Here is a 22,324-nt window from a genome sequence, read left to right as displayed (position 1 = left end):
GATCACGGCATCGCAAGACAGCCGATTACCAAGCATGTCTATAGCCCGCCGAAGTAACTACCTTAATGCCTTAGTTTAAGGGCTGTTGCCTGGAGTCGATTTAATTAAGACACGCGGTAACGAGACACACTTGCACAGAAGCTGCCGCAACCTGCGATCTTGAGATTTTCAAAGTCAAAAGATCACAGCCTGTGGCAGTTTCAGAGCCCAAGTGTATAGGGAGGAAGTTAGTGCTGGGCAGCTACGGTTTCGGAGGCTGCCAGCATGGCTTTGAGCAGCACCGCGCAACCCGCTGCAAGGTCTTTGGGGTCGGCGTTTTCGATTTCGTTGTGGCTGATGCCGCCTTCACAGGGCACGAAGATCATGCCCGCCGGGCCCAGTTCGGCGAGGAAGATCGCGTCGTGCCCTGCCCCGCTGACGATGTCCATGTGGCTTAAGCCAAGCTCACTCGCCGCATTGCGCACCGCGTTGACGCAGTCAGGGTTGAAGTACAGCGGCGGGAAATCCGCCGTCGGAGTGAGTTCAAAACTCAGCCCATGTTTGGCGCACGTAGCCTCAATCACTTCGTGCACTTCGCTGATCATCGAGTCCAGCCGTTCCGGCTGCAGGTGACGAAAGTCCAGGGTCATGCGCACTTCACCGGGGATGACGTTGCGTGAGCCAGGGTACGCTTGCAGGCAGCCCACGGTGCCGCAGGCATGGGGCTGATGGCCCAGGGCGGCTTTGTTGACCGCGGCGACCACGGCCGCCGCGCCGACCAGCGCGTCTTTGCGCAGGTGCATGGGGGTTGGCCCGGCATGGGCTTCGACGCCGCGCAGATTGAGATCGAACCATTTTTGCCCCAGCGCCCCGAGCACCACACCGATGGTTTTGCGTTCGTCTTCCAGAATCGGCCCCTGCTCAATGTGCGCTTCAAAATAAGCACCCACCGGATGCCCGCTGACCTTGCGACTGCCTGCATAGCCAATGGCGTTCAGCGCTTCGCCAACAGTCACGCCTTGGGCATCGGTTTTGGCGAGGGTTTCTTCCAGGGTGAACTTTTCGGCAAACACCCCCGAGCCCATCATGCACGGGGCAAAGCGCGAACCTTCTTCGTTGGTCCACACCACCACTTCAATCGGCGCTTGGGTCTGGATGTTGAGGTCATTGAGGGTACGCAGCACTTCGACCCCGGCCAGCACGCCGAAACAGCCATCAAACTTGCCGCCCGTAGGTTGAGTGTCGATGTGGCTGCCGGTCATCACTGGCGGCAGGTCAGGACTAAGCCCCGGTCGACGGGCAAAGATATTGCCCACGGCGTCGACGCTGACGGTGCAACCGGCGTCTTCGCACCAGCGCACAAAAATGTCCCGTGCCTGACGATCGAGGTCGGTCAGGGCCAGGCGGCACACGCCGCCTTTGACCGTGGCGCCCAGTTTGGCCAGTTCCATCAGTGACGCCCACAGGCGTTCACCGTTGATCGACTGGGTGGCTTGCTGCTGAAGGGGATGTGCTGCGTTCATATTGTTATTCCTCAGGCAGTTTTTATTGGGTCAGAGCGTGCTTTTGGCAGCCGCTGTTTGCGGGCTGCTCAGGCGGCACAAGCCGTAGTAAATCGCGGCACCGAGCAGCGACCCGGTGAACCAGCCGTAGTCATAAAACCAGCTGAAAGCGCTGCTGCCCAACGACATCAGGGTCAAGACCACCGGCACGCCGAAGGCGATAAAACCTTTCCAGTTCCAGGCCGGGTACACGCCGTCGCGGTAGAGCCCGGCGAGATCGAGTTTTTGCTGACGGATGATGAAATAGTCGACCACCATGATCCCGGCAATCGGCCCCAGCAGGCTGGAGTAACCCAGCAACCAGTTGGAATACACGGTCTCGAGACTGACATCCGAGACCAGCAAACCGAGTTTTTTCAGCAGCTCATGGGCCATCAGCAGCAGCCCCACCAGCCCGGTCAAGATCACCGCCGTGGTGCGGTTGATGAGCTTGGGCGCAATGTTCTGGAAGTCATTGGTTGGGGAAACGATGTTGGCGGCGGTGTTGGTCGACAAGGTGGCGATGATGATCAACGCCATGGCCAGCGCGACCCAGCCAGGGCTCTGGATATGGCCGATCAGGCTGACGGGGTCGGAGACGGTTACGCCCACCAGTTTTTGCGAGGCGGCGGTCATGATCACGCCTAGGGCGGCGAACAGAAACATGGTCAGCGGCAGGCCAAATATCTGCCCCAGGATCTGGTCTTTCTGGCTTTTGGCATAGCGGCTGAAGTCGGGAATATTCAGCGACAAGGTGGCCCAAAAACCCACCATCGCCGTCAGCCCGGCAAAGAAGTAGCCATACACGCTGGCCCCTTCAGGGCGTTTCGGCGGTTGGGCCAGCAGTTCGGTCATCGACACATTCGGCAAGGCCCACACCAGCAAGCCCAGCCCTACCAGCACCAACAGCGGCGCAGAGAGGGTTTCGAGCCATTTGATCGATTCGGCGCCGCGCAGTACTACCCACAGATTGAGCGCCCAGAACAGCATGAAACCGATGACTTCACCGATGCCCCCCAGGTTTTTCCAGCCCTCAAACACCGAGCCCAGAAACAGGTGAATAGCCAGGCCTCCGAACAGGGTCTGGATCCCGAACCAGCCACAGGCCACCAGTGCCCTGATCAGGCACGGGACGTTGGAGCCGAGGATGCCGAACGAGGAACGCAACAGTACCGGAAAGGGAATCCCGTATTTGGTGCCTGCAAAAGCGTTGAGCGTTAGCGGGATCAGCACCACGATATTGGCCAGCAAAATCGCCAGCAGCGCCTCACCGACGGACAGCCCGAAGTAAGCGGTCAATACGCCGCCCAGGGTGTAAGTCGGCACACAAATCGACATGCCCACCCACAGCGCGGTGATGTGCCATTTGTTCCAGGTGCGTTCATGCACGCGGGTGGGAGCTATGTCGTGGTTGTACCGGGGGCTATCGAGAACTTCAGGCCCGGCTTCCAATTCGTACAAACCATTGCGTTCGGTGACTTGGGATCTGCTCGGTTGCATGCTCATTCACTCTCTTTTTATGGTGATTAACCCTGCGCACGGACGCAGAGCGATTCTCTGTGCAATCACCTGCGAACCTTGACGGTGAGGTAATGGCAGCGACAATCAAAAACTGTGCCGTGTTAATTATTGTGTTCACGGACAGTTGTGTTCACACCTTACAACTCGCTGGTTTATAAGCACTTTTAAACCGCACATAACACGCCGATAAACCCTTATCAAGAATAGTTTGCATTGCCGGATAGAACTAAACGAAACATATCGGTGCACGCTTATTTATTTTTGTTTGGCTCTGGCTGTTCTCCGAAGACTTCAAGCGCCTGATTTAGCATAAGAAACTTCACCCATATTTAATTCCTGTCAAGTGCGCCGAAATGGTTAAAGCGCGCACCAATTTGGTGATTTCAATATTAAACCTATATAAATCAATAAATTAAGTCACTCACACATACTTAAAAATAATGTTTGCTCATTCCTCAACAACCCACTAGATTTTATTCCTGTCACCAGTGGCAGGAATAAAAACCTGTACTACGGTCGTAATAACAACATTAGAACCGGCCCCAGCCGGTCTGCCTGCGAGGAACTTGGTATGTCGCTGTTAATCCGTGGCGCTACGCTTGTGACCCATGATGAAAGTTACCGCGCTGATGTTTATTGCGCAGACGGTCTAATCCGCGCAATTGGCACTGATCTTGAAGTTCCGCCCAGTTGTGAAGTGCTGGATGGCAGTGGCCAATATTTACTCCCCGGCGGTATCGATCCCCACACGCATATGCAGTTACCGTTTATGGGCACTGTTGCCAGTGAAGACTTTTTCAGTGGTACGGCGGCAGGACTGGCAGGCGGGACAACGTCGATTATTGACTTTGTCATTCCCAACCCTCAGCAGTCGTTGCTGGAGGCTTTTCACCAGTGGCGCGGCTGGGCTGAGAAGTCCGCGTCGGACTACGGTTTCCATGTCGCCATCACGTGGTGGAGCGAGCAGGTCCGCGAAGAAATGGCCGAGCTGGTGAGCCACCACGGCATCAACAGTTTCAAACATTTCATGGCCTACAAAAACGCGATCATGGCCGCCGATGACACCTTGGTCGCAAGCTTTGAACGCTGCCTGGAACTGGGCGCGGTGCCCACCGTGCACGCAGAAAACGGCGAGCTGGTGTACCACTTGCAACGCAAGCTGCTGGCACAGGGCATCACCGGCCCGGAAGCCCACCCGCTGTCTCGCCCTTCGCAAGTTGAGGGCGAAGCCGCTAGCCGGGCCATTCGCATCGCGCAAACTATTGGCACGCCGTTGTACCTGGTGCACGTCTCGACCCGTGAAGCGCTGGACGAAATCACCTATGCCCGCAGCCAGGGCCAGCCGGTGTACGGCGAAGTGCTGGCCGGGCATTTGCTGCTCGATGACAGCGTGTATCAAAACCCCGACTGGCAAACCGCCGCCGGCTATGTGATGAGCCCGCCCTTCCGTCCACAGGGCCACCAACAAGCGCTGTGGCACGGCCTGCAATCCGGCAATTTGCACACCACCGCCACCGACCATTGCTGTTTCTGCGCGGAGCAAAAGGCCGCCGGGCGTGACGACTTCAGCAAAATTCCTAACGGCACGGCGGGTATCGAAGACCGTATGGCCGTGCTCTGGGATGAAGGCGTGAACACCGGGCGCTTGTCGATGCAGGAGTTCGTGGCGTTGACCTCGACCAACACCGCGAAAATTTTCAACCTGTACCCGCGCAAAGGTGCAATCCGCGTCGGCGCCGATGCCGATCTGGTGCTGTGGGACCCGCAGGGCACACGCACCATTTCCGCTAAAACCCACCACCAGCAGGTCGACTTCAACATATTCGAAGGCAAGACCGTGCGCGGGGTGCCCAGTCACACCATCAGCCAAGGCCGGGTGGTCTGGGCCGATGGCGATTTGCGGGCCGAACGCGGCGCCGGGCGTTATATCGAACGCCCGGCCTACCCCGCCGTGTTCGACCTGTTGAAAAAGCGCGCAGAGCATCACCAGCCCGTTGCTGTTAAGCGCTGAGTACACCACCACTGCCCGTCAGAGGCAGACGCTTCCCACAACCGTGAGGCAATTCCTGTGATCAAGTCCCTGAATCATCTACCGCACCCCCACGAAAATGCGCTGGTGCTGGCCAGTCACTTCACTGATCTGGCGCCACCGCTCAGCGCCCGTCAGGCTGAACTGGAAAGCTCGCGTTGCCTGTATTGCTACGACGCACCGTGTGTGAATGCGTGCCCTAGCGACATCGACATTCCGTCGTTTATTCGCAATATCCAGCAGGAAAACGTTCAAGGCGCTGCGCAGAAAATCCTCTCGGCCAACATTCTCGGCGGCAGTTGCGCCCGCGTGTGCCCCACTGAAGTGCTGTGCCAGCAAGCGTGTGTGCGCAATAACGCGCAGGAATGTGCGCCGGTATTGATCGGCTTGTTGCAGCGCTATGCGATTGATCATGCGCAATTCAACGAGTACCCGTTCACCCGCGCCGCCTCAACCGGCAAGCGCATTGCCGTGGTCGGCGCGGGCCCGGCCGGGTTGGCCTGCGCCCATCGGCTGGCGATGCACGGGCACGAGGTGGTGATTTTCGAAGCACGGGAAAAATCCGGCGGGCTCAATGAATACGGCATCGCCAAATACAAACTGGTGGACGATTTCGCTCAACGTGAAGTGGATTTTGTCTTGCAAATTGGTGGCATCGAAGTTCGCCACGGCCAGCGTTTGGGCGACAACCTGAGCCTGAGCGACTTGCACCAGCAATTTGATTCGGTCTTTCTGGCCATCGGCCTGGCCGCCAGTCGGCAGCTCGGTCTGGCCAATGAAGAGGCGCCCGGTGTATTGGCTGCCACTGACTACATTCGCGAGCTGCGTCAAAGCGACGACCTGACCCAACTGCCACTGGCCGAACGCTGCATCGTGCTCGGCGCGGGCAATACCGCCATCGACATGGCCGTGCAAATGGCCCGTCTGGGCGCCCGCGAGGTGAACCTGGTGTATCGCCGTGGTCAAGAAGACATGGGCGCAACCGGCCATGAGCAAGACATCGCCAAAGCCAATCAGGTACGCCTGATGACCTGGGCCCAACCCGATGAGGTGTTGCTCGACGATCAGGGCCAGGTTCGCGGCATGCGCTTTGCCCGCACCCGCCTAGCAGACGGGCGCCTGGAGAAAACCGGCGAAACCTTTGAGCTGGCCGCCGATGCGGTGTTCAAGGCCATCGGCCAAACCTTTGACGAAGCCACCCTGAGCGACCCACTGGCCCATTCACTCCAGCGCACAGGCGACCGGATTACCGTGGATGAGCACCTGCGCACCAGCATCCCCGGCGTGTATGCCGGTGGCGATTGCACCTCGCTGGGCCAGGACCTGACCGTGCAAGCGGTGCAACACGGCAAGCTGGCCGCGCAAGCCATTCATGCCCAACTCATGCTCACTCAGGAGGCTGCGTAAATGGCCGATCTCTCGATTAACTTCGCCGGTATCAAAGCCCCCAATCCCTTCTGGCTGGCCTCTGCGCCGCCGACCGACAAAGCCTATAACGTGGTCCGCGCCTATGAAGCGGGCTGGGGCGGCGTGGTCTGGAAAACCCTGGGCGAAGACCCGGCAGCGGTCAACGTCTCTTCACGCTACTCCGCGCATTTCGGGCCTAACCGTGAAGTCATGGGCATCAACAATATCGAGCTGATCACCGACCGCTCGCTGGAAATCAACCTGCGTGAAATCACTCAGGTCAAAAAGGACTGGCCGGACCGCGCACTGATTGTGTCACTGATGGTGCCGTGTGAGGAGCAAGCCTGGAAGTACATCCTGCCGCTGGTTGAAGCCACGGGCGCTGATGGCATCGAGCTGAACTTTGGATGCCCCCACGGCATGCCGGAACGCGGCATGGGCGCGGCCGTTGGCCAGGTGCCGGAGTACGTGGAAATGGTCACGCGCTGGTGCAAGACGTACTGCTCGCTGCCGGTGATCGTCAAGCTGACGCCCAACATCACCGATATCCGCCTCAGCGCCCGGGCGGCCCATCGCGGCGGTGCCGATGCGGTGTCGTTGATCAACACCATCAACTCGATCACCAGTGTCGACCTGGATCGCATGGTCGCCCTGCCTGTGGTGGGCAGCCAGAGCACTCACGGAGGTTACTGCGGCTCGGCGGTCAAGCCGATCGCGCTGAACATGGTGGCCGAAATTGCCCGCGACCCTCAGACCCAAGGCTTGCCGATCTGCGGGATTGGCGGCATTGGCAGTTGGCGCGATGCAGCGGAATTTATCGCCCTGGGCTGTGGCGCCGTGCAAGTGTGCACCGCTGCCATGCTCCACGGGTTTCGGATTGTTGACGAAATGAAAGACGGTTTGTCGCGCTGGATGGACAGCCAAGGTTATTCGAGCCTGGAGGACTTTTCGGGTCGAGCCGTGGGCAATACCACCGACTGGAAATATCTGGATATAAATTACCAAGTCATCGCCAAGATCGATCAAGAGGCATGCATAGGCTGTGGTCGTTGCCACATCGCCTGCGAAGACACCTCGCACCAGGCCATTTCCAGCCAGAAACTGGCCGACGGTACGCATCGCTATGAAGTGATTGATGATGAGTGCGTGGGGTGCAACCTGTGCCAGATCACCTGCCCGGTAGACGACTGTATCGAGATGGTGCCGCAAAATACCGGCAAGCCGTTCCTGGACTGGAACCACGATCCGCGTAATCCGTACCACGTGGCTTCCTGACACCCTTGTGGGAGCGGGCTGGCTTGCGATCGTTTGCTCTTGATCGCAGCCTCGCTCCGCTCCTCAGCGACTACGGTCGGGGGAAGAATCCTTCACGGCTCCAGCCCGATTCCGCGCAGGATGATGCTGGTGACACTGTGTATGGCGCGTTCGAACTGGATGTCACTCAACGGCTGATGCTCGTTGATGATATTCACCTGGTGATCGAAGTCTGCGTAATGCTGGGTTGAAGCCCAGATCATGAACAACACGCTGGAGGGCTCTACCGGCAATATCCGTTTGTCTGCCACCCACTGGCGGATTTTGGCTTCTTTCATTTTTGCCCAATCATAGAGACTCGCATCCAGCGTGAGCCCCAATGTGGGCGCGCCATGGATGATTTCGTCTGCCCAGACTTTCGAGCCGTAGGGCCGCGTACGCGAGTGGGTCATCTTGGCGCGAATGTAACTGCTGAGGACCAGGCGCGGGTCATCATAGGTTTCAAAACACAGCGCATCTTGTTTCCACACTTCCAGCAAACCCAGCAAAACCGCGTTATACAGCTCGGTTTTGGTACTGAAGTAATAGTGCAAGTTGGAACGAGGCAGCTCAACTTCAGCGGCAATATCCGCCATGGCGGTGCCCGCAAAGCCTTTTTCGGCAAAGACCTTTTCGGCTCCGAGAAGGATTTTTTCGACATTGCTGCGACGAATTTCGATCTTGTGATTGCTCATTGCGTGCGGCCCTTGTCGTCACGATTCGTCGATATGTGTCCAGATAAAACTTGCGCCATCTGCCCGCTGCACGCAAGGGCTGAGCCTGGATTAAGGGGTCAGTCAGAGCACACAGCAACGCGCAAGCTCGCCTGTCGGTCCACCCTCTGAAATGTGTTCAGACTGTTATTTTTGACAGGTTCCAAACACCGCAGAACGGTTTATAAATAAGCCCACAGCAAGGAAAAGTCCTACGGGATTTTCCTCTCGATTAGAGAGGAACTTCCTACAACCCACTTACGTTTTTTGATCTATGGGAGCGTCTTGCCATGCATCAGCCTCAATCAGCGACCAGTGGACAATCAACATACCTGCAGCCTGACGCCCAGACCAAAGAAAACGCTCTGAGCGCCATCAAACTCACCCCCAAAGAAAAGGAAGTGCTCGCTTGGGGGGCTCAGGGCAAAACCTCCTGGGAGATTGCGCTGATCCTCAAATGCACGGAGTCGGGGGTCAACTTTCATTTCGGCAATATTCGTCTTAAGTTCGGCGTTTCGAGCCGTAGCGCTGCGTTGATCAAAGCAACGGCCCTGGGGCTTGTCACACCTTTCTAAACGCTGAACAACTTGCATGTCCAGATTGCCGGCGACACGCGCTTAATGTGCGTGTAATCAGGGCATCGTATTGCTGTAATCCTGCTCTCGCCTGGAGCGGTAGCGCCGGGCACGCTTAAAAAAAACAGGTGGCGACATTCGCGTAGTGCCCGTTGGGCACTACGCTTGAACCATGGCTGACAGGTAGTCGATCAAGGCGAAGGCGGCAGCTCTATCACGTCGGTTTCAATGCCTTCGAGCTTGGGTTTGAGCTTGATCTGTTCTTGCACTTCCCGGGCTTGAGCCTCGGTCGCATAAGGGCCGATCAAGAAATGTTGCACACCGTCTTTTTCGAGAATGTAGGGAACAAAGCCATTATCCAGCAGCCTGCCAGTGGTATCCGTAATCGTCGCTCTCTGCCCTTCAGTGAGCTCCAGCGCCCAGTGAGCAACAGGCACCTGGACCACCGTAGAGTGAGAAGCCGCTTTAGCCTGCTCGATTTTATCGTTAGACTCCTGACCGCAAGCCGTCAAGGCCAATATTGCTGTCATCACGATGACTTTACGCACTGCGTTTCCCCTATCTGTATGAGTGGGTCGATTTTATCACTGGGGCAGTGGCCTTTGCTCTCCTTGAACAAATCAAATCCGCCCCTATTTAAGCTTCATAGGCATGAGCTTCCCTCGTTCGGGGAATTTTACCTCTGGCTATGACGTCTGTAATGAGCGGCGCATTTATATGCACTTAGCAGTATTCTGTAGCCATGACCGAAGCCGCACCGTCTCAGAGACGTGCCTTACAAAGCCATCAAGGAGAAAAAAATGCTGATACTCACCCGTAAAGTTGGTGAAAGCATAAACATCGGTGACGATATTACGATCACTATTTTAGGAGTCAGCGGGCAGCAGGTCAGAATCGGCATCAACGCGCCGAAAGACGTCGCAGTACACCGCGAAGAAATCTATCAACGCATCCAGGCAGGTCTGAATGCATCGGACAAAGGCAACCAGTCTTAATTCTCCGAGGTATCAGCCCTTGGAGTGAGTGTCAGGGCTGCCTAGCCAGCCCTCCACGATTGAAACCATCCCCGTTTTTTCCGCAATCATGCCCCGTGATTGCTGGCAGTGACGCGCTGCTGACTTGACATATCCAGGTTTGCGACCACGCTCTATCCTCGCAGAAGACTCAAATTCTCTGAATCACTGCGGCCACGATGCCCCTGCATCATGGCGACTGAGCGACTCCTTTTAATATCAGCCCCTCTGGGCTGGACCTGTATTGTCAAGGAATGAAAGACATGTCCGATCTAATCGTAGTGGGATTTTCAGACACCCAAACCGCCGACCGCGCGCTCACCGAGCTGGTGTCGTTGAGCAAAGAATATCTGGTTGAGCTCGAAGACTCGGTCATTGTTACGCGTAACGGTGAAGGCAAGCTCCACGTCAAACAAAGCGTCAACCTGACCGCTATTGGCGCCACCTCGGGCCTGGTCACTGGCGGGCTTTGGGGCGCACTGGTTGGCCTGCTGTTCCTCAACCCGCTGGCCGGTTTTGCCATTGGTGGCGCCCTGGGCGCTGGCGCCGGTGCACTGTCTGGCTCGTTGAGCGATTACGGGATCGACGACAAGTTCATCAAGAATCTGGGCGAAACCATTCCGAACAACTCTTCGGCGCTGTTTGTGCTATTGCGCAAATACCAACCGGAGAGAGTGCTGGAAGAACTGCAAAAAGCAGGCTTCGAGGGCAAGGTTCTGCGTACCTCGTTGTCCCCTGAGCAAGAGAAAAAACTTCAGGAAGCACTGTCCCATCATGTGCAGGCCCAACCGGCTGCCTGACCGTTAAAAACGGCACCGCCGTGTCGACGTTTCGACTGCCCCTGCCGGGCAGTCGAAACCCTGGATCTGCGCATCCATGCCTGTAAATCCTCGCTTAAAACCGTGCCCTGGCCCTACCGTTGACCGTCCCTTGCAGACACCGTAATTGCTCAGAGACCTCGGCTAAAGTTAGCCGATCGATAGCTGGTCTTCTGCGTGCGCGGTGTTACTGTAGCCAACGCGACCCGCGTAAGGTGGATCGCTCTGCGACATGCCTGCACAGAGGCACTATGCTTTAATCGAATGAATCCAAAGACGTAAGAGTTGGGACCTCTCGCTCGGCCAATGCGAAGTGCTGATATGAACTCATAAAGCTGCGCCACGCCATTTTTGATCCCGCTCACAGGAAGCCCACAATGGTTCAAAGACAAGTCATCAATGCTTCGGTCAGCCCGAAAGGCAGCCTGGAGACGCTCTCGCAACGTGAAGTGCAACAACTGAGCGAAGTCGGCTCAGGCAGCAGTTACACACTGTTCCGCCAATGCGTACTGGCTATCCTCAACACCGGTGCTCATGTCGACAACGCCAAAACCATTCTGGAAGCCTATAAGGATTTCGAAGTCCGGATTCACCAGCAAGACCGTGGTGTTCGCCTTGAACTGCTGAATGCACCGGCCGATGCCTTTGTCGACGGCGAAATGATCGCCAGTACCCGAGAGATGCTGTTCAGTGCCCTGCGCGACATTGTCTACACCGAAAGCGGTCTTGAAAGTACACGCATTGACCTGAGCTCTTCAGCCGGCATCACTGACTACGTCTTCCATTTTCTGCGCAACGCCCGCACCCTGCGCCCTGGTGTAGACCCCAAGATCGTGGTGTGCTGGGGTGGCCACTCGATCAACACCGAAGAGTACAAATACACCAAAAAAGTCGGCCATGAACTGGGCTTGCGTAGCCTGGACATCTGCACCGGCTGTGGCCCCGGCGTGATGAAAGGCCCGATGAAGGGCGCCACCATTTCTCACGCCAAGCAACGCCTGGTGGGGGGGCGTTATCTGGGCCTGACAGAGCCCGGCATCATCGCCGCCGAAGCCCCTAACCCAATCGTTAACGAACTGGTGATTCTGCCCGACATCGAAAAACGCCTCGAAGCGTTTGTGCGTGTAGGGCACGGCATCATCATCTTCCCGGGCGGTGCGGGCACGGCTGAAGAGTTTTTGTACCTGCTCGGGATTCTGATGCACCCGGACAACAAGGACGTGCCCTTCCCGGTCATTCTGACGGGTCCCAAAGAAGCCGAACCTTACCTGCAACAGCTGCACGAGTTTGTCGGCGCCACCCTGGGCGAGGCGGCACAACAGCACTACCAGATCATCATCGACAACCCGCCTGAAGTGGCCCGCCAAATGACCGCAGGGCTAAAAGAGGTGAAGCAGTTCCGCCGCGAGCGCAATGACGCATTTCACTTCAACTGGTTGCTGAAAATCGATGAAGGGTTCCAGCGCCCATTCGACCCGACCCATGCCAACATGGCCAACCTGCAATTGCGCAGCGGCCTGCCACCCCATGAACTGGCCATCAACCTGCGCCAGGCTTTCTCCGGGATCGTGGCCGGCAACGTCAAAGAAAAAGGCATTCACCTGATCGAAAAGCACGGCCCGTATGAGATTCACGGTGACGCCACGATCATGAAGCCGCTGGACAAACTGCTGCATGCCTTCGTTAAACAACACCGCATGAAGCTGCCAGGCGGCGCCGCTTACGTGCCCTGCTATCGCGTCGTCAGTTAAGGCGCCACCCTTGGCCTGTTGAGGTTTCATGGCGTCAGCTGTGAAAGCTCAACAGCCCCTTGAATCCGTCGAGCAGCAAGTGCTGCATCACGGGTGCACCGCCAATAAATGCAGCGCCTCGCGGTAAACCGCCAAGCGCTCGGCATGCCCATTCAGACCACCATTGACCGCCTTGGTGACCGATGCAAAATCATCGCCATCAGCCCACTTATTAATACCGCGTGCCTGCCAATACCAACCCGCACTCGCCACCGCCCATTGCCAGTCTTCCAGCAAGTGGGGCGTCGCGAGCAAGCGCTCATCTGCAAACAGCGCAAGGCTACAGGCGCGATAGTTGCTCTTGCCGGTGACTTGAATCAAACCCCGACCGCGATAGAGCCAGCCCTCCCCCGACGTCTCGGAGCCATTGCCCAAGCGATCACTGTAAACCCGATTGGCAATAGCCTCAGGCTTGCGATGCAACAATTGCGCATCGCTATTGGGCATACGCCGCAAGCGGCTTCCGTCCTTGACCATCACGTATTTACCCGCAGAGTCCTTCAAGGCAAAGCGCGTGCCCCAGGTCATGGCCAAACCATCTGCGCTGTAATTGAGGTTCTCGACAAGTACCGTGAAACCGGTACTTTCGTGCCCCACTTGGGACAGAAAAGCGGCTATCCGCTGCGGGGTATTAATCTGGCATCGTTCAATTACGCCATGCATCAGCGGTAAATAGCTATCAACGTGCCGTGCACTCTTGGGGAATAACTTCAACATTATTTCTCGGTTCAACATCACACTTCACTCTTAATTATTGATAAATAAAAAGTGAAGCACTTTGCGCGTAATAAAACCGCCATTTATCACTCAAGTCGAACTTACCCACCTACATCACAGAATAAACTGACATATGCCGTTCAAACCCAGCATTCAGATGCCCCATCACTGCTCATGACTCTCGGCAAGTAAACGCTCAATAAATTGTTCCTGCTGTTGATACATACCTTCGCCAAAATGCGTGGCCCGCACTTGGCCTTTAGCATCAACAAAATAGTGGGCAGGCCAATACTGGTTATCAAAGGCGCGCCAGATTACGCTGTTATTGTCGATTGCAACCGGGTATTCAATACCCAACTTCTCCACCTGCTGGCGTACGTTTTCGACCACTCGCTCTTCTTCATACTCAGGCGTATGCACGCCAATCACCACCAGCCCTTCTTTGGCGTACTTTTTTGCCCATGCGTTGACATAAGGCAGACTGCGCTGACAGTTAATACAGCCATAGGTCCAGAAATCTACCAGCACCACTTTGCCGCGCAACGACTCGCGTGTCAGCGGCGGAGAGTTAAGCCATTCAACGGCGCCGGACAACGCCGGCATCGGCACACCGCCTTCTTGGGCCGCGAACGCTCCTCCACTCGCGGCCATCGCACCCAGCAACGCCAGCCAACGCGCAGCCCGGCCAACACCTGCAAACTTGCCAGCCATGGACTAGCCGCCCTCGTTGCAGTTTTGCGAAACTTTCAGGTAGTTGAGTTGCTGGGTTTGCCCCTTGGAGTCTAGGTAGGTCATGTGCGATTTGACCACCTGGCAGTCGTAACCTGGGTCTTCAGTGATAGCCAGCACCTTCTTCACATCCAGATGCGTGCCGTAGGTGTAGTTTTGCGCAACGGGCATTTCTTGAGCCTGGGCACCCAGGGCAAACAGGCTTAACGCGGCAAACACACCGGCAGCACAGGTAGCTTTAATGTTCATGATCAGTTCCTCACAGTCTTGGTTAAGAGTCATCGAGGCTTGGTATCTCGATGGGTCCTATTCAAAGCCCGTGAGGTATCGCGAATGTGTCGAAAATCGGCCTCGATGACTCTTTGCGTATCTGGAGGACCTGCAGATACACAGCGATACATTCCAGACCAAGGCCGGGTGAGAACGGCCTGAAGATTTTTGCCTCAGGATGTATCTGTAAAACCTCAGATACACTGAAATACAAAGGCCTGCAGGCAAGAGCGCGGTCTCTGGCTATGATGCGCCTCACCAACCACCCGCGAGAGATTAAAGCCATGGAGCATGTCGATCACATCCTGATCGTTGACGATGATCGTGAGATTCGCGAACTGGTGGGCAATTACCTGAAAAAGAATGGTCTGCGCACCACCGTGGTTGCCGACGGCAGGCAAATGCGCAGCTTTCTGGAAAGCACACCTGTCGACTTGATTGTGCTGGACATCATGATGCCCGGTGATGATGGCTTGTTGCTGTGCCGCGAACTGCGCGCCGGCAAGCACAAGGCCACGCCGGTATTAATGCTGACAGCACGCAGTGACGAAACCGACCGCATTATCGGCCTCGAAATGGGCGCCGACGACTACCTGGTCAAACCCTTCGCGGCCCGTGAACTGCTTGCTCGGATCAACGCCGTTTTAAGGCGTACGCGCATGTTACCGCCCAACTTGCAGGTCACCGACAGTGGCAGCTTGTTGGCTTTTGGCCGTTGGCGGCTGGACACCAGCGCCCGCCATTTACTGGATGAGGACGACACCATGGTCGCGCTCAGTGGCGCCGAATACCGCCTGCTGCGGGTGTTCCTTGACCATCCTCAGCGGGTCCTCAGCCGCGATCAATTGCTCAACCTGACACAGGGCCGTGATGCCGACTTGTTTGATCGTTCCATCGACCTGCTGGTCAGTCGTTTGCGTCAACGCTTGCTCGATGATGCCCGCGAACCGGCCTGTATCAAAACTGTGCGCAGTGAAGGCTATGTGTTCTCACTGCCCGTGAAAATTCTCGGTGCATCACTATGAAATGGCTGCGCTGGCCCAAAACCCTGGCGTCGCAATTGTCGCTGATCTTTCTGGTAAGTCTGCTGCTGGCTAATGGTCTGTCGTTCAGCGTGCAGTTCTATGAGCGCTATTTGAGCGCCCGTTCGACCATGCTCAACAACATGGAAAACGACATTTCAACGTCCGTTGCCATCCTGGACCGCCTGCCCGCCGAAGAGCGTCAGGCCTGGCTCTCGCGCCTGAATCGGGAGCATTACCAGTACCTGCTGACCAAAGGTGACAGCGGTGTGCCCATGGACACTGCAGACCCGCCCATGTCGGCCTCCTCGATCAAAGACACGCTGGGCCAACATTACGCCCTGACTTTTGCCGACATCCCCGGCGTGCGCCCGCACTATCAGGTGTTTTTACAACTGGCTGACGGCAACCCCGTGACCATTGACGTGCGCCCCGCCGACATTCCCGTAGCCCTGTGGCTACCGGTAGTTTTGGTGCTGCAACTGGCGCTGCTGCTGGGCTGCACCTGGATGGCGGTGAGGCTGGCGATACGCCCGCTCAGCCGGCTGTCGCGGGCGGTAGAAAGCCTGGACCCGAATGCCCGCATCCAGCATCTGGACGAAAGCGGCCCGACCGAGGTCGCCCATGCCGCCGTGGCCTTTAATGCCATGCAGCAGCGCATCGCAGACTATCTCAAAGAGCGCATGCAGATTCTCGCGGCCATTTCCCACGATTTGCAGACCCCCATTACTCGCATGAAACTGCGCGCCGAGTTTATGGACGACTCGATCGAGCGCGACAAACTGCTGAGTGATCTGGGGGAAATGGAACATCTGGTCCGCGAGGGTGTGGCCTACGCCCGCAGCGTGCACGGCTCAACCGAGGCCAACTGCAAACTCGACCTGGATGCCTTTGTCGACAGCATCGTGTTCGACTATCAAGACGTGGGCAAGGCGGTTAACAGCAGTGGCAGCTATGGCTCCCCCATCGAAACCCGCCCCCACGCCCTGCGCCGGGTACTGATCAACTTGCTGGACAATGCCTTGAAGTTTTCTGGAGCGGCCGAGTTGGTAGTCAGCGCTGAAGCCAACGGCAACGTATCAATCAAAGTGCTTGATCGCGGGCCGGGTATTTCAGCTGAAGAACTGCGCGAAGTGTTGAAGCCGTTCTACCGGGTTGAGAGCTCACGCAATCGCGACACGGGCGGCACCGGGCTCGGGCTGGCGATAGCCCAGCAACTGGCAATTGCCTTAGGGGGCTCGCTTGGCCTGAGTAACCGCGAAGGGGGCGGACTGTGCGCAGAACTCTTGCTGCCTAAAAGCTCGTACTAGAAAAAGCTGCATCTGCCTGAGAAACAACCAAGATGATTCTTACCTTAAAAAACGAACTAACGGCATCAATGAAAAGACGATGACACCGACAACACCTCAGTTAAGGCTCTAATCTTCAGCTATTCACCCAATGAGAAGGATCTCAAAAATGAATAGCAAATTCAGCGACACACTGATAGTTAACCTGCGCGTAATCAACAACACAGCGCATGAACTAAAAAGAATAGAAGGTACCCACAGCGGCAGAGAGGGAGGCTTCCCTCCTGAGTTTTCCGCCCACAGCAGGAATGTTTTCCAGTTCCATGCAGCCCCCCACTTCAAGGGCGACATATTGATTGAATACGGTGTTAAGAAGCCCATTTTTGAAGCCCGGTTCGCCTACAGCATTGGCAAAGAAATACTGCAGTTTGAAACCAGCTTCTTATACGCCTATGAAAAGTCGTATCTTCATCAGTCGCCAAGAGTTAATTACTTCTGGACTCACAGCGTCATCGGCCCAGGAGATTGCAATTCCCGGTTAAGACAGCACTCAGACGTCTACCCCTATAACTACGCGGTCGATTTTACGATCGAATAAACGCATTCAACCTGCGGGCGTCGTCGAAGTGTGATTGGCAGAGCGGGCAACACAGGTATGCCCGCATCTGAGTGGAAACATCTGATCAACCCGGCGGAATGGTCGCCAAAATACCGATACCGATGGTCAGTATTAAAAAACCGCCTAAAAACCACGCCATCTTACCCATCACATTTCCCCGTCAAACCTACGTAATAAAACAGGTGCAGCACATCGGGCGGCAAAAAGGTGAGTATTGCTTGGCTCTCACACTCTTGCCTGTCTCGAGAGGTTGATGGGAATTGTGCGCTTTGATCTGCACTCATAACAGATGCAGATATGGCGAAAAAATACGTATCAGTTTCCAGGCAATACAAAATGGTCGTGCGACACGCTGCGCTGATAATCCGCGACCACACGCTGACACAAATTGACCACCGCTTCGTTCAATTCCAGCCCCGCTCCGACGCGCCAACTGACAAACACCGCAAACCCTGGTGGCGCCTCCATGGGCAACCCAACCATCGCTTGGCTGTGCAATTCACGGCTGACCAGCACCGGTGGTAACGCGCCTATGCCAAAGCCGTCAGCCACCAGTTTGATGATCGCCGCCACTGAGTTGATGCAACTGACCTTGGGCGTCGCAATGCCTTGCTGATGCAGAAAATTAAGCATGTCCTGATGCGGCCGCGATAACCGCGAAAAGGTCAGCAAGCGTTCCTGACTGAGGTCTGAAAGGCTTGCATAGCGGCGATCAAGCGGGCTGTCCTTGGCCACGACCCAGCTCAGCGGGTAGCTGGCCAGTTGCACATTGCGCACCCCGTCGGCACGCACCAGATCAGTTTGAAAAATAAGGTCCAGATGCCCCTTGAGCAGTTGTTCGTTGAGATTTAACGCCGTATCCGCCGTCAACTCGACTTCAACCTGAGGGTAATCGCGGCTTATGGCGCTGATCAGATCGCTGAGCCAACTGTGGATCACCGTGTCCATGACCCCGATGCGCAAGCGCCCGGCGAAGCTGTCTGTCTGGCCGAGCGATTGCAACAAACGCTGCTGGGTCGCGAGCATCTGTTCGGCATAGCCCAACACCTTCTGACCTTCGCGCGTGAGGCTCACCCCCCGCGAATCACGCTGAAACAACTGCACCCCAAGCTCGTTTTCAAGCACTGAAATGCGACTGGAAACCGCCGCCTGGGTGGTTGAAAGCTTCTCTGCGGTCAGGCGAAAACTGCCAAGCCGTGCGACCCAAACGAAGGTCTGCAGAAATCGAATATTCATAACGCCGTGCTCGCCCGATCCAAACCTGGGCACCACTCTAAACCTTTGGCTTAGAGAGCGGTATTTGCACAATGCCAAAGCCTGCCAAATGCCCTGTAGTCGCTGCCGAAGAATGAGGCTGCGATGGGTGGCAGCGATCCCGGACGGCGGTCCTGCGGCCCGCATCGCAGCCTCGTACCTCGTCAGCGGCTACAGGGAATTTGAATCGTGCGAAAAAACTGTAGGAGCGAGCTTGTCTCGCGAACTTTTGATCTTCACCTATCAGAAGTGGAACGAAACGCCGGTAGTGACGTTGAACGGGTCGCCCGGATAGAAGTTGGCCGAGTCCTGGCCCTTGGCGTCATACGCGGTGTTGGTCGCCGTAGCGTAGCGCTGGTTGGTCAGGTTGCGGGCATCCACAAACACTTCCCATTTTTTGCTCGGGGCTTCGTAACCGATTTTAGCTCCCCACAAGGTGTAGGACGGCGCACTCAGGGTGTTGGCAAAATCGACGTAATAACTGGAAGCCGCACGTGCATTGAGTTGTGCGTAGAAGCCTCCCGCTTGCCGATATTGGAGCTCGGCCTGGTACACCTGACGCGGCAGCCCCGGCAACTGGTTATCTCCAAACGTTGAGTCGTGGCGGTAGTAGAAGTCGTTCAGGGTGTAAGCCTGACGCAACGACACCGTGTCACCATTCTTGCCTTCCCAAAGCAATGCGTTGAGCCCCGCCTCTATCCCCTGGTGAATGGTCGGGCTGCCGTTGGAGGTGGCCACCAATTGGTCCTGGGTCGCCGTGGCCTGACGCACGACCACCGAAAGCAATTCCTTTTGCACCCACGAACGGTACACGGTCAGGCTGCCGTCAAAGATGCCATGACCGCCGCGAATCCCGAACTCCACGGTGTTGGCCTTTTGCGGGCGGACATCGCGAATGTAAGGGGTCCCGGTGCTACCCAGTTGCCAGGTAACGGGGGGATCGACCGAACGACTGACGTTGCCGAACAGCTCGAACTCCGGTGTCAGTTGATAGCGCAAGCCCAGACGCGGGGCAAGATCGGTTTCGGTGTATTCAACACCGTTGGGGAAGGCACTGGTATTAACGCCGGTGGTGTATTTAATGTCGGCCTTGCGTTTGACATTGATCAGCGAGAGCCCGCTGGACAGCCAAGTTTTGTCGCCCAACTGCAACTCGTTCCCCAACGAGAACACCGTATCGCGTGAGCCGGTGTAATCGGTTTTCTGGAGCGTTGCGCCGGTAACCCGACTATGGGACTTCACGTCCGCCAGGTAAGACTGGGTATTGCTGAACGTCACGCTGCTGTCGCTGGGCAAGCCCAGGAACGTGTCGCCCGTGCGCAGATAACGCAGGGTCAGGTTGATGTCTTTAGAGCGCCAGTCTTGGGGGGACGGGCTGTAGCGCCAGCCGTTCAACAGCGGATAGTCGTTGTAGCCCAGGCCCACTTCCAGCTTGGCGTTATCGTCAAAGGTGTAGGTGGTCTTGCTGCCCAACAGGGTCGAGCCGTCTTTCTTGCGACCAATCGGCACCGTGTTGCTGGTCGGGTCATGCTTGAGCTGGTACTTGGTCAGCGTGTTGCCCTGGGTCAGGGTCTCTTCGCGATAACGCACAAAGAATCGCGTTTCCAGCTTTGGATTGAACACGTAGCCAAAGTTGGCGACCAAGCCTTGGCCTTTGTTGGACGTGTCGTCCTGATAGCCATCGCGCTGGTTGTGCAGAACACTGACGTAGTAATCAGCATCACCCACGACCCCACCGGTGCTTAATTGCTCTTTTTGATAGCCGTAACTGCCCGCCTCAAAACGCGCGTAATTGCCTGGATCAGTGCGCCCGGTTTTACTCACAAAGTTGATGGCACCGCCCAGCGACAAGGCGGAGTAAAGGTAAGCGTTAGCGCCGTACAGCACGTCAGTGTGGTCCACCGCTTGCATGTCCAGCATGTCTTCCTGAGTACCGCCCGGCCCGGTCAGCGGCAGGCCGTCAAAGAGGAATTTGATGCCCAGCACATAGCCTTGATAGAAGGTATTGAGCCCCGAGCCACGAATGGAAATCTTGTTGGCGCTAGACCCACTGGTGGCCTGGGCGAACACACCGGGTTGCAAGGCCAGAACGTCTTCGGCATTGGCTGCGCGACCGCGCTCGATGTCCCGGTTGTCGACCACGGCGGTGTTGCCCGCCACTTTCTTCAGTTCTTTTTGCGCTTTTTGCGCTTCGCTGGCCTCGGCACCGGTCACCACCACCGTGGCTAACGTAGGATCTTTGTCCTCGGCAGCCACCGCGGTGGCCTGAACCAGCATCAGGAGAATTCCCATGCTGGAAGCTGTCGCCAGTGCACTACGTCGTAATACTCGCCTTTCTGACGCACTGTTCATTATTAATGCTCCTGCCTGTTAGTGAGTGGAGCATCTATTCGTATAGTCTCGCTCTCACACGGACTTTTGCAGAGTTCGTGCCAGCCCAAAAACAGCGATTTCCGGCAATTAAAGAGCAACTTTCAGGTGTCAACCAAACAGTTTGTAAAGGGGCTGTTTGCATTTCAACAGTCGACCTGTTTTAAAGTTTTCTTATAACAATTTGATCAGTGCATATGCATTTGCATCACTTGCTGTCGTTGCCGTGACGCCCACGGTAGAGGGGTTTTGCATACCTGCTGTTCAACACGTGTTGCTCCAGCAACAGTGCATGAACAATGCGCTGAATTAACCACACTGTTGTGTCTGACAATTAACAAAATACGCCCGATTTACGGCGCTTTTACTAGTTGGTATGGCTCTTGCTATTACTTTTGCATGCCTGTTTGCTTCGGCAACTAAGTGCATTCAGTGGAGTGTATTGATCGCGAATACGACTTCGTTTTGCTAAAAGCCAGGAGTTATTAATGGCCAATGTCCAAACTGCCAGCGCGCTGGATGTGCTCTGGCGCCAGGGCCCCGGCGGCGAACTGCTTGATCTTGGGCGCACGTTTCGCGGCCCACTGTCATTGTCGCGCCTGCAAAGCACGCCCAAGCGCATCCTGAGCCGCCGTGAAGCAGTGCTGCTGGGGGTTTTCGCACTGGCACTGCACGGTGCGGTGATTTACTGGATCAGTCAGAACCCGACGCCGGTATTGCCGATCGTGCCACCGGAAGTGCCGCCGATGACCATCGAGTTTTCTCAACCGGCACCGCCTGTGGTGGAACCGCCTCCGCCCGAGCCGGTTGTTCAGCCCGTGGTCGAGCCGCCTCCGCCTGTAGAAGACGAACTGGCCGTAAAACCGCCACCGCCCAAGCCGATTCCAAAACCCAAGCCGGTGGTCAAGCCTGTGCCTAAACCCGTGGCCAAGCCTGTTGAACAACCGCCAGCGCCGCCGCAACCGGTTGCACCTTCTGCCCCACCCGCGCCGCCTGCCCCTGCGCCAATAACCCCGGCTTCTGCCAATGCCGGTTATTTACACAACCCGGCGCCGGAATACCCGTCACTGGCCATGCGCCGTGGCTGGGAAGGCACTGTGCTGCTGCGGGTCCACGTGTTGGCCAGCGGTAAGCCTGGCGAAATCCAGATCCAGAAAAGCAGCGGTCGCGACCAACTCGACAACGCAGCCAAGGATGCGGTGAAGCGCTGGAGTTTTGTCCCGGCCAAACAAGGCAATGACCCGATTGACGGCTGGGTCAGCGTGCCGATTGATTTCAAAATCAAATAAGCACGGACCTCAATTTTTACACCGCGAGCGTCCTGAAAAAGACGCGGCGCCTTGACCGTTTTGATGACCTAATTTAGAGAGCCTGA

The 22,324-nt window shown here is 56.5% G+C and carries 20 protein-coding genes; 11 read left to right on the top strand and 9 right to left on the bottom strand.

What is annotated here, in order from left to right; all coding sequences use genetic code 11:
* Positions 1–227: 227 nt before the first annotated feature.
* Positions 228–1,502: a Zn-dependent hydrolase gene (locus TU84_RS10310; RefSeq protein ID WP_048368950.1), complete on the bottom strand. Its 1,275-nt coding sequence runs from the start codon at positions 1,500–1,502 to the stop codon at positions 228–230.
* A 30-nt stretch (positions 1,503–1,532) separates the two neighbouring features.
* Positions 1,533–3,020, bottom strand: coding sequence for an NCS1 family nucleobase:cation symporter-1 (locus TU84_RS10305; RefSeq protein WP_048369097.1), 1,488 nt, complete (start codon positions 3,018–3,020; stop codon positions 1,533–1,535).
* Between the two features lie 592 nt (positions 3,021–3,612).
* Here TU84_RS10305 and hydA point away from each other — a divergent pair.
* From hydA to preA, 3 genes are read left to right on the top strand one after another with little or no spacing between them, the layout of a single operon-like run.
* Positions 3,613–5,052, top strand: a complete 1,440-nt coding sequence (gene hydA / locus TU84_RS10300) for a dihydropyrimidinase (protein WP_048368949.1) — start codon at positions 3,613–3,615, stop codon at positions 5,050–5,052.
* 57 nt (positions 5,053–5,109) lie between these two features.
* Positions 5,110–6,477 carry an NAD(P)-dependent oxidoreductase gene (locus TU84_RS10295; protein WP_048368948.1) on the top strand — a complete coding sequence of 456 codons (1,368 nt, stop codon included), beginning with the start codon at positions 5,110–5,112 and terminating at the stop codon, positions 6,475–6,477.
* Positions 6,478–7,752 (top strand): NAD-dependent dihydropyrimidine dehydrogenase subunit PreA, encoded by a 1,275-nt coding sequence (gene preA / locus TU84_RS10290; RefSeq protein ID WP_048368947.1) that lies wholly within the window; start codon positions 6,478–6,480, stop codon positions 7,750–7,752.
* 92 nt (positions 7,753–7,844) lie between these two features.
* On the opposite strand, the gene TU84_RS10285 is transcribed toward preA, so the two are convergent.
* On the bottom strand, positions 7,845–8,465 hold the full coding sequence (locus TU84_RS10285; protein WP_048368946.1) for a TetR/AcrR family transcriptional regulator: 621 nt from the start codon (positions 8,463–8,465) through the stop codon (positions 7,845–7,847).
* 308 nt (positions 8,466–8,773) lie between these two features.
* Between TU84_RS10285 and TU84_RS10280 the strand changes: the two genes are divergently transcribed.
* Positions 8,774–9,058: a helix-turn-helix transcriptional regulator gene (locus TU84_RS10280; RefSeq protein WP_048368945.1), complete on the top strand. Its 285-nt coding sequence runs from the start codon at positions 8,774–8,776 to the stop codon at positions 9,056–9,058.
* A gap of 191 nt (positions 9,059–9,249) precedes the next feature.
* Here TU84_RS10280 and TU84_RS10275 read toward each other — a convergent pair whose 3' ends face one another.
* Positions 9,250–9,606: a hypothetical protein gene (locus TU84_RS10275; protein ID WP_048368944.1), complete on the bottom strand. Its 357-nt coding sequence runs from the start codon at positions 9,604–9,606 to the stop codon at positions 9,250–9,252.
* A 252-nt stretch (positions 9,607–9,858) separates the two neighbouring features.
* Here TU84_RS10275 and csrA point away from each other — a divergent pair, with 252 nt between their 5' ends.
* The 3 genes from csrA to ppnN all read left to right on the top strand — a co-directional run bounded on the left by csrA (position 9,859) and on the right by ppnN (position 12,640).
* A complete protein-coding gene (gene csrA, locus TU84_RS10270) occupies positions 9,859–10,053 on the top strand; it encodes a carbon storage regulator CsrA (RefSeq protein ID WP_048368943.1) in 195 nt (64 codons plus the stop codon).
* 281 nt (positions 10,054–10,334) lie between these two features.
* Positions 10,335–10,871, top strand: a complete 537-nt coding sequence (locus TU84_RS10265) for a DUF1269 domain-containing protein (protein ID WP_048368942.1) — start codon at positions 10,335–10,337, stop codon at positions 10,869–10,871.
* Between the two features lie 395 nt (positions 10,872–11,266).
* On the top strand, positions 11,267–12,640 hold the full coding sequence (ppnN, locus tag TU84_RS10260) for a nucleotide 5'-monophosphate nucleosidase PpnN (RefSeq protein WP_048368941.1): 1,374 nt from the start codon (positions 11,267–11,269) through the stop codon (positions 12,638–12,640).
* 87 nt (positions 12,641–12,727) lie between these two features.
* Here the strand turns inward: ppnN and TU84_RS10255 are convergent, their stop codons facing one another.
* The 3 genes from TU84_RS10255 to TU84_RS10245 form a co-directional block, all read right to left on the bottom strand.
* Entirely contained in the window at positions 12,728–13,396 is a 669-nt protein-coding gene (locus TU84_RS10255; protein ID WP_082148664.1) for a glycoside hydrolase family 19 protein, read from the bottom strand.
* 165 nt (positions 13,397–13,561) lie between these two features.
* Positions 13,562–14,107, bottom strand: a complete 546-nt coding sequence (locus TU84_RS10250) for a thioredoxin family protein (RefSeq protein WP_082148663.1) — start codon at positions 14,105–14,107, stop codon at positions 13,562–13,564.
* 3 nt (positions 14,108–14,110) lie between these two features.
* The gene (locus tag TU84_RS10245; RefSeq protein WP_048368939.1) at positions 14,111–14,374 is read right to left on the bottom strand and encodes a DUF2790 domain-containing protein; all 264 of its coding nucleotides are present in this window, start codon (positions 14,372–14,374) and stop codon (positions 14,111–14,113) included.
* A gap of 305 nt (positions 14,375–14,679) precedes the next feature.
* Between TU84_RS10245 and TU84_RS10240 the strand changes: the two genes are divergently transcribed.
* The 3 genes from TU84_RS10240 (at position 14,680) to TU84_RS10230 (ending at position 17,304) form a co-directional block, all read left to right on the top strand.
* Positions 14,680–15,420 (top strand): response regulator, encoded by a 741-nt coding sequence (locus TU84_RS10240; protein WP_048369095.1) that lies wholly within the window; start codon positions 14,680–14,682, stop codon positions 15,418–15,420.
* Positions 15,417–16,727 (top strand): sensor histidine kinase, encoded by a 1,311-nt coding sequence (locus tag TU84_RS10235; protein ID WP_082148662.1) that lies wholly within the window; start codon positions 15,417–15,419, stop codon positions 16,725–16,727. The genes TU84_RS10240 and TU84_RS10235 overlap by 4 nt, the downstream gene beginning before the upstream one ends.
* 148 nt (positions 16,728–16,875) lie before the next feature.
* Complete coding sequence (locus TU84_RS10230) at positions 16,876–17,304, top strand: hypothetical protein (protein WP_048368937.1); 429 nt, start codon at positions 16,876–16,878, stop codon at positions 17,302–17,304.
* A gap of 336 nt (positions 17,305–17,640) precedes the next feature.
* On the opposite strand, the gene TU84_RS10225 is transcribed toward TU84_RS10230, so the two are convergent.
* On the bottom strand, positions 17,641–18,561 hold the full coding sequence (locus TU84_RS10225; protein ID WP_048368936.1) for a LysR family transcriptional regulator: 921 nt from the start codon (positions 18,559–18,561) through the stop codon (positions 17,641–17,643).
* Positions 18,562–18,822: 261 nt separating this feature from the next.
* Entirely contained in the window at positions 18,823–20,871 is a 2,049-nt protein-coding gene (locus tag TU84_RS10220; RefSeq protein WP_241486398.1) for a TonB-dependent receptor family protein, read from the bottom strand.
* A gap of 566 nt (positions 20,872–21,437) precedes the next feature.
* Here TU84_RS10220 and TU84_RS10215 point away from each other — a divergent pair.
* A complete protein-coding gene (locus TU84_RS10215; protein WP_048368934.1) occupies positions 21,438–22,238 on the top strand; it encodes an energy transducer TonB in 801 nt (266 codons plus the stop codon).
* The last annotated feature ends 86 nt before the right edge of the window (positions 22,239–22,324 follow it).

Source organism: Pseudomonas helleri (assembly GCF_001043025.1).
Lineage (GTDB): Bacteria > Pseudomonadota > Gammaproteobacteria > Pseudomonadales > Pseudomonadaceae > Aquipseudomonas > Aquipseudomonas helleri.
This window is presented reverse-complemented; position numbering and strand designations above follow the sequence as displayed.

Bases quoted from the DNA above. Each gene is read 5' to 3' on its own strand.
- TU84_RS10310 (WP_048368950.1), bottom strand. From the start codon at position 1,502: ATGAACGCAGCACATCCCCTTCAGCAGCAAGCCACCCAGTCGATCAAC.
- TU84_RS10305 (WP_048369097.1), bottom strand. From the start codon at position 3,020: ATGCAACCGAGCAGATCCCAAGTCACCGAACGCAATGGTTTGTACGAA.
- hydA (WP_048368949.1), top strand. From the start codon at position 3,613: ATGTCGCTGTTAATCCGTGGCGCTACGCTTGTGACCCATGATGAAAGT.
- preA (WP_048368947.1), top strand. From the start codon at position 6,478: ATGGCCGATCTCTCGATTAACTTCGCCGGTATCAAAGCCCCCAATCCC.
- TU84_RS10285 (WP_048368946.1), bottom strand. From the start codon at position 8,465: ATGAGCAATCACAAGATCGAAATTCGTCGCAGCAATGTCGAAAAAATC.
- TU84_RS10280 (WP_048368945.1), top strand. From the start codon at position 8,774: ATGCATCAGCCTCAATCAGCGACCAGTGGACAATCAACATACCTGCAG.
- csrA (WP_048368943.1), top strand. From the start codon at position 9,859: ATGCTGATACTCACCCGTAAAGTTGGTGAAAGCATAAACATCGGTGAC.
- TU84_RS10265 (WP_048368942.1), top strand. From the start codon at position 10,335: ATGTCCGATCTAATCGTAGTGGGATTTTCAGACACCCAAACCGCCGAC.
- ppnN (WP_048368941.1), top strand. From the start codon at position 11,267: ATGGTTCAAAGACAAGTCATCAATGCTTCGGTCAGCCCGAAAGGCAGC.
- TU84_RS10255 (WP_082148664.1), bottom strand. From the start codon at position 13,396: ATGTTGAAGTTATTCCCCAAGAGTGCACGGCACGTTGATAGCTATTTA.
- TU84_RS10250 (WP_082148663.1), bottom strand. From the start codon at position 14,107: ATGGCTGGCAAGTTTGCAGGTGTTGGCCGGGCTGCGCGTTGGCTGGCG.
- TU84_RS10245 (WP_048368939.1), bottom strand. From the start codon at position 14,374: ATGAACATTAAAGCTACCTGTGCTGCCGGTGTGTTTGCCGCGTTAAGC.
- TU84_RS10240 (WP_048369095.1), top strand. From the start codon at position 14,680: ATGGAGCATGTCGATCACATCCTGATCGTTGACGATGATCGTGAGATT.
- TU84_RS10235 (WP_082148662.1), top strand. From the start codon at position 15,417: ATGAAATGGCTGCGCTGGCCCAAAACCCTGGCGTCGCAATTGTCGCTG.
- TU84_RS10230 (WP_048368937.1), top strand. From the start codon at position 16,876: ATGAATAGCAAATTCAGCGACACACTGATAGTTAACCTGCGCGTAATC.
- TU84_RS10225 (WP_048368936.1), bottom strand. From the start codon at position 18,561: ATGAATATTCGATTTCTGCAGACCTTCGTTTGGGTCGCACGGCTTGGC.
- TU84_RS10220 (WP_241486398.1), bottom strand. From the start codon at position 20,871: ATGGGAATTCTCCTGATGCTGGTTCAGGCCACCGCGGTGGCTGCCGAG.
- TU84_RS10215 (WP_048368934.1), top strand. From the start codon at position 21,438: ATGGCCAATGTCCAAACTGCCAGCGCGCTGGATGTGCTCTGGCGCCAG.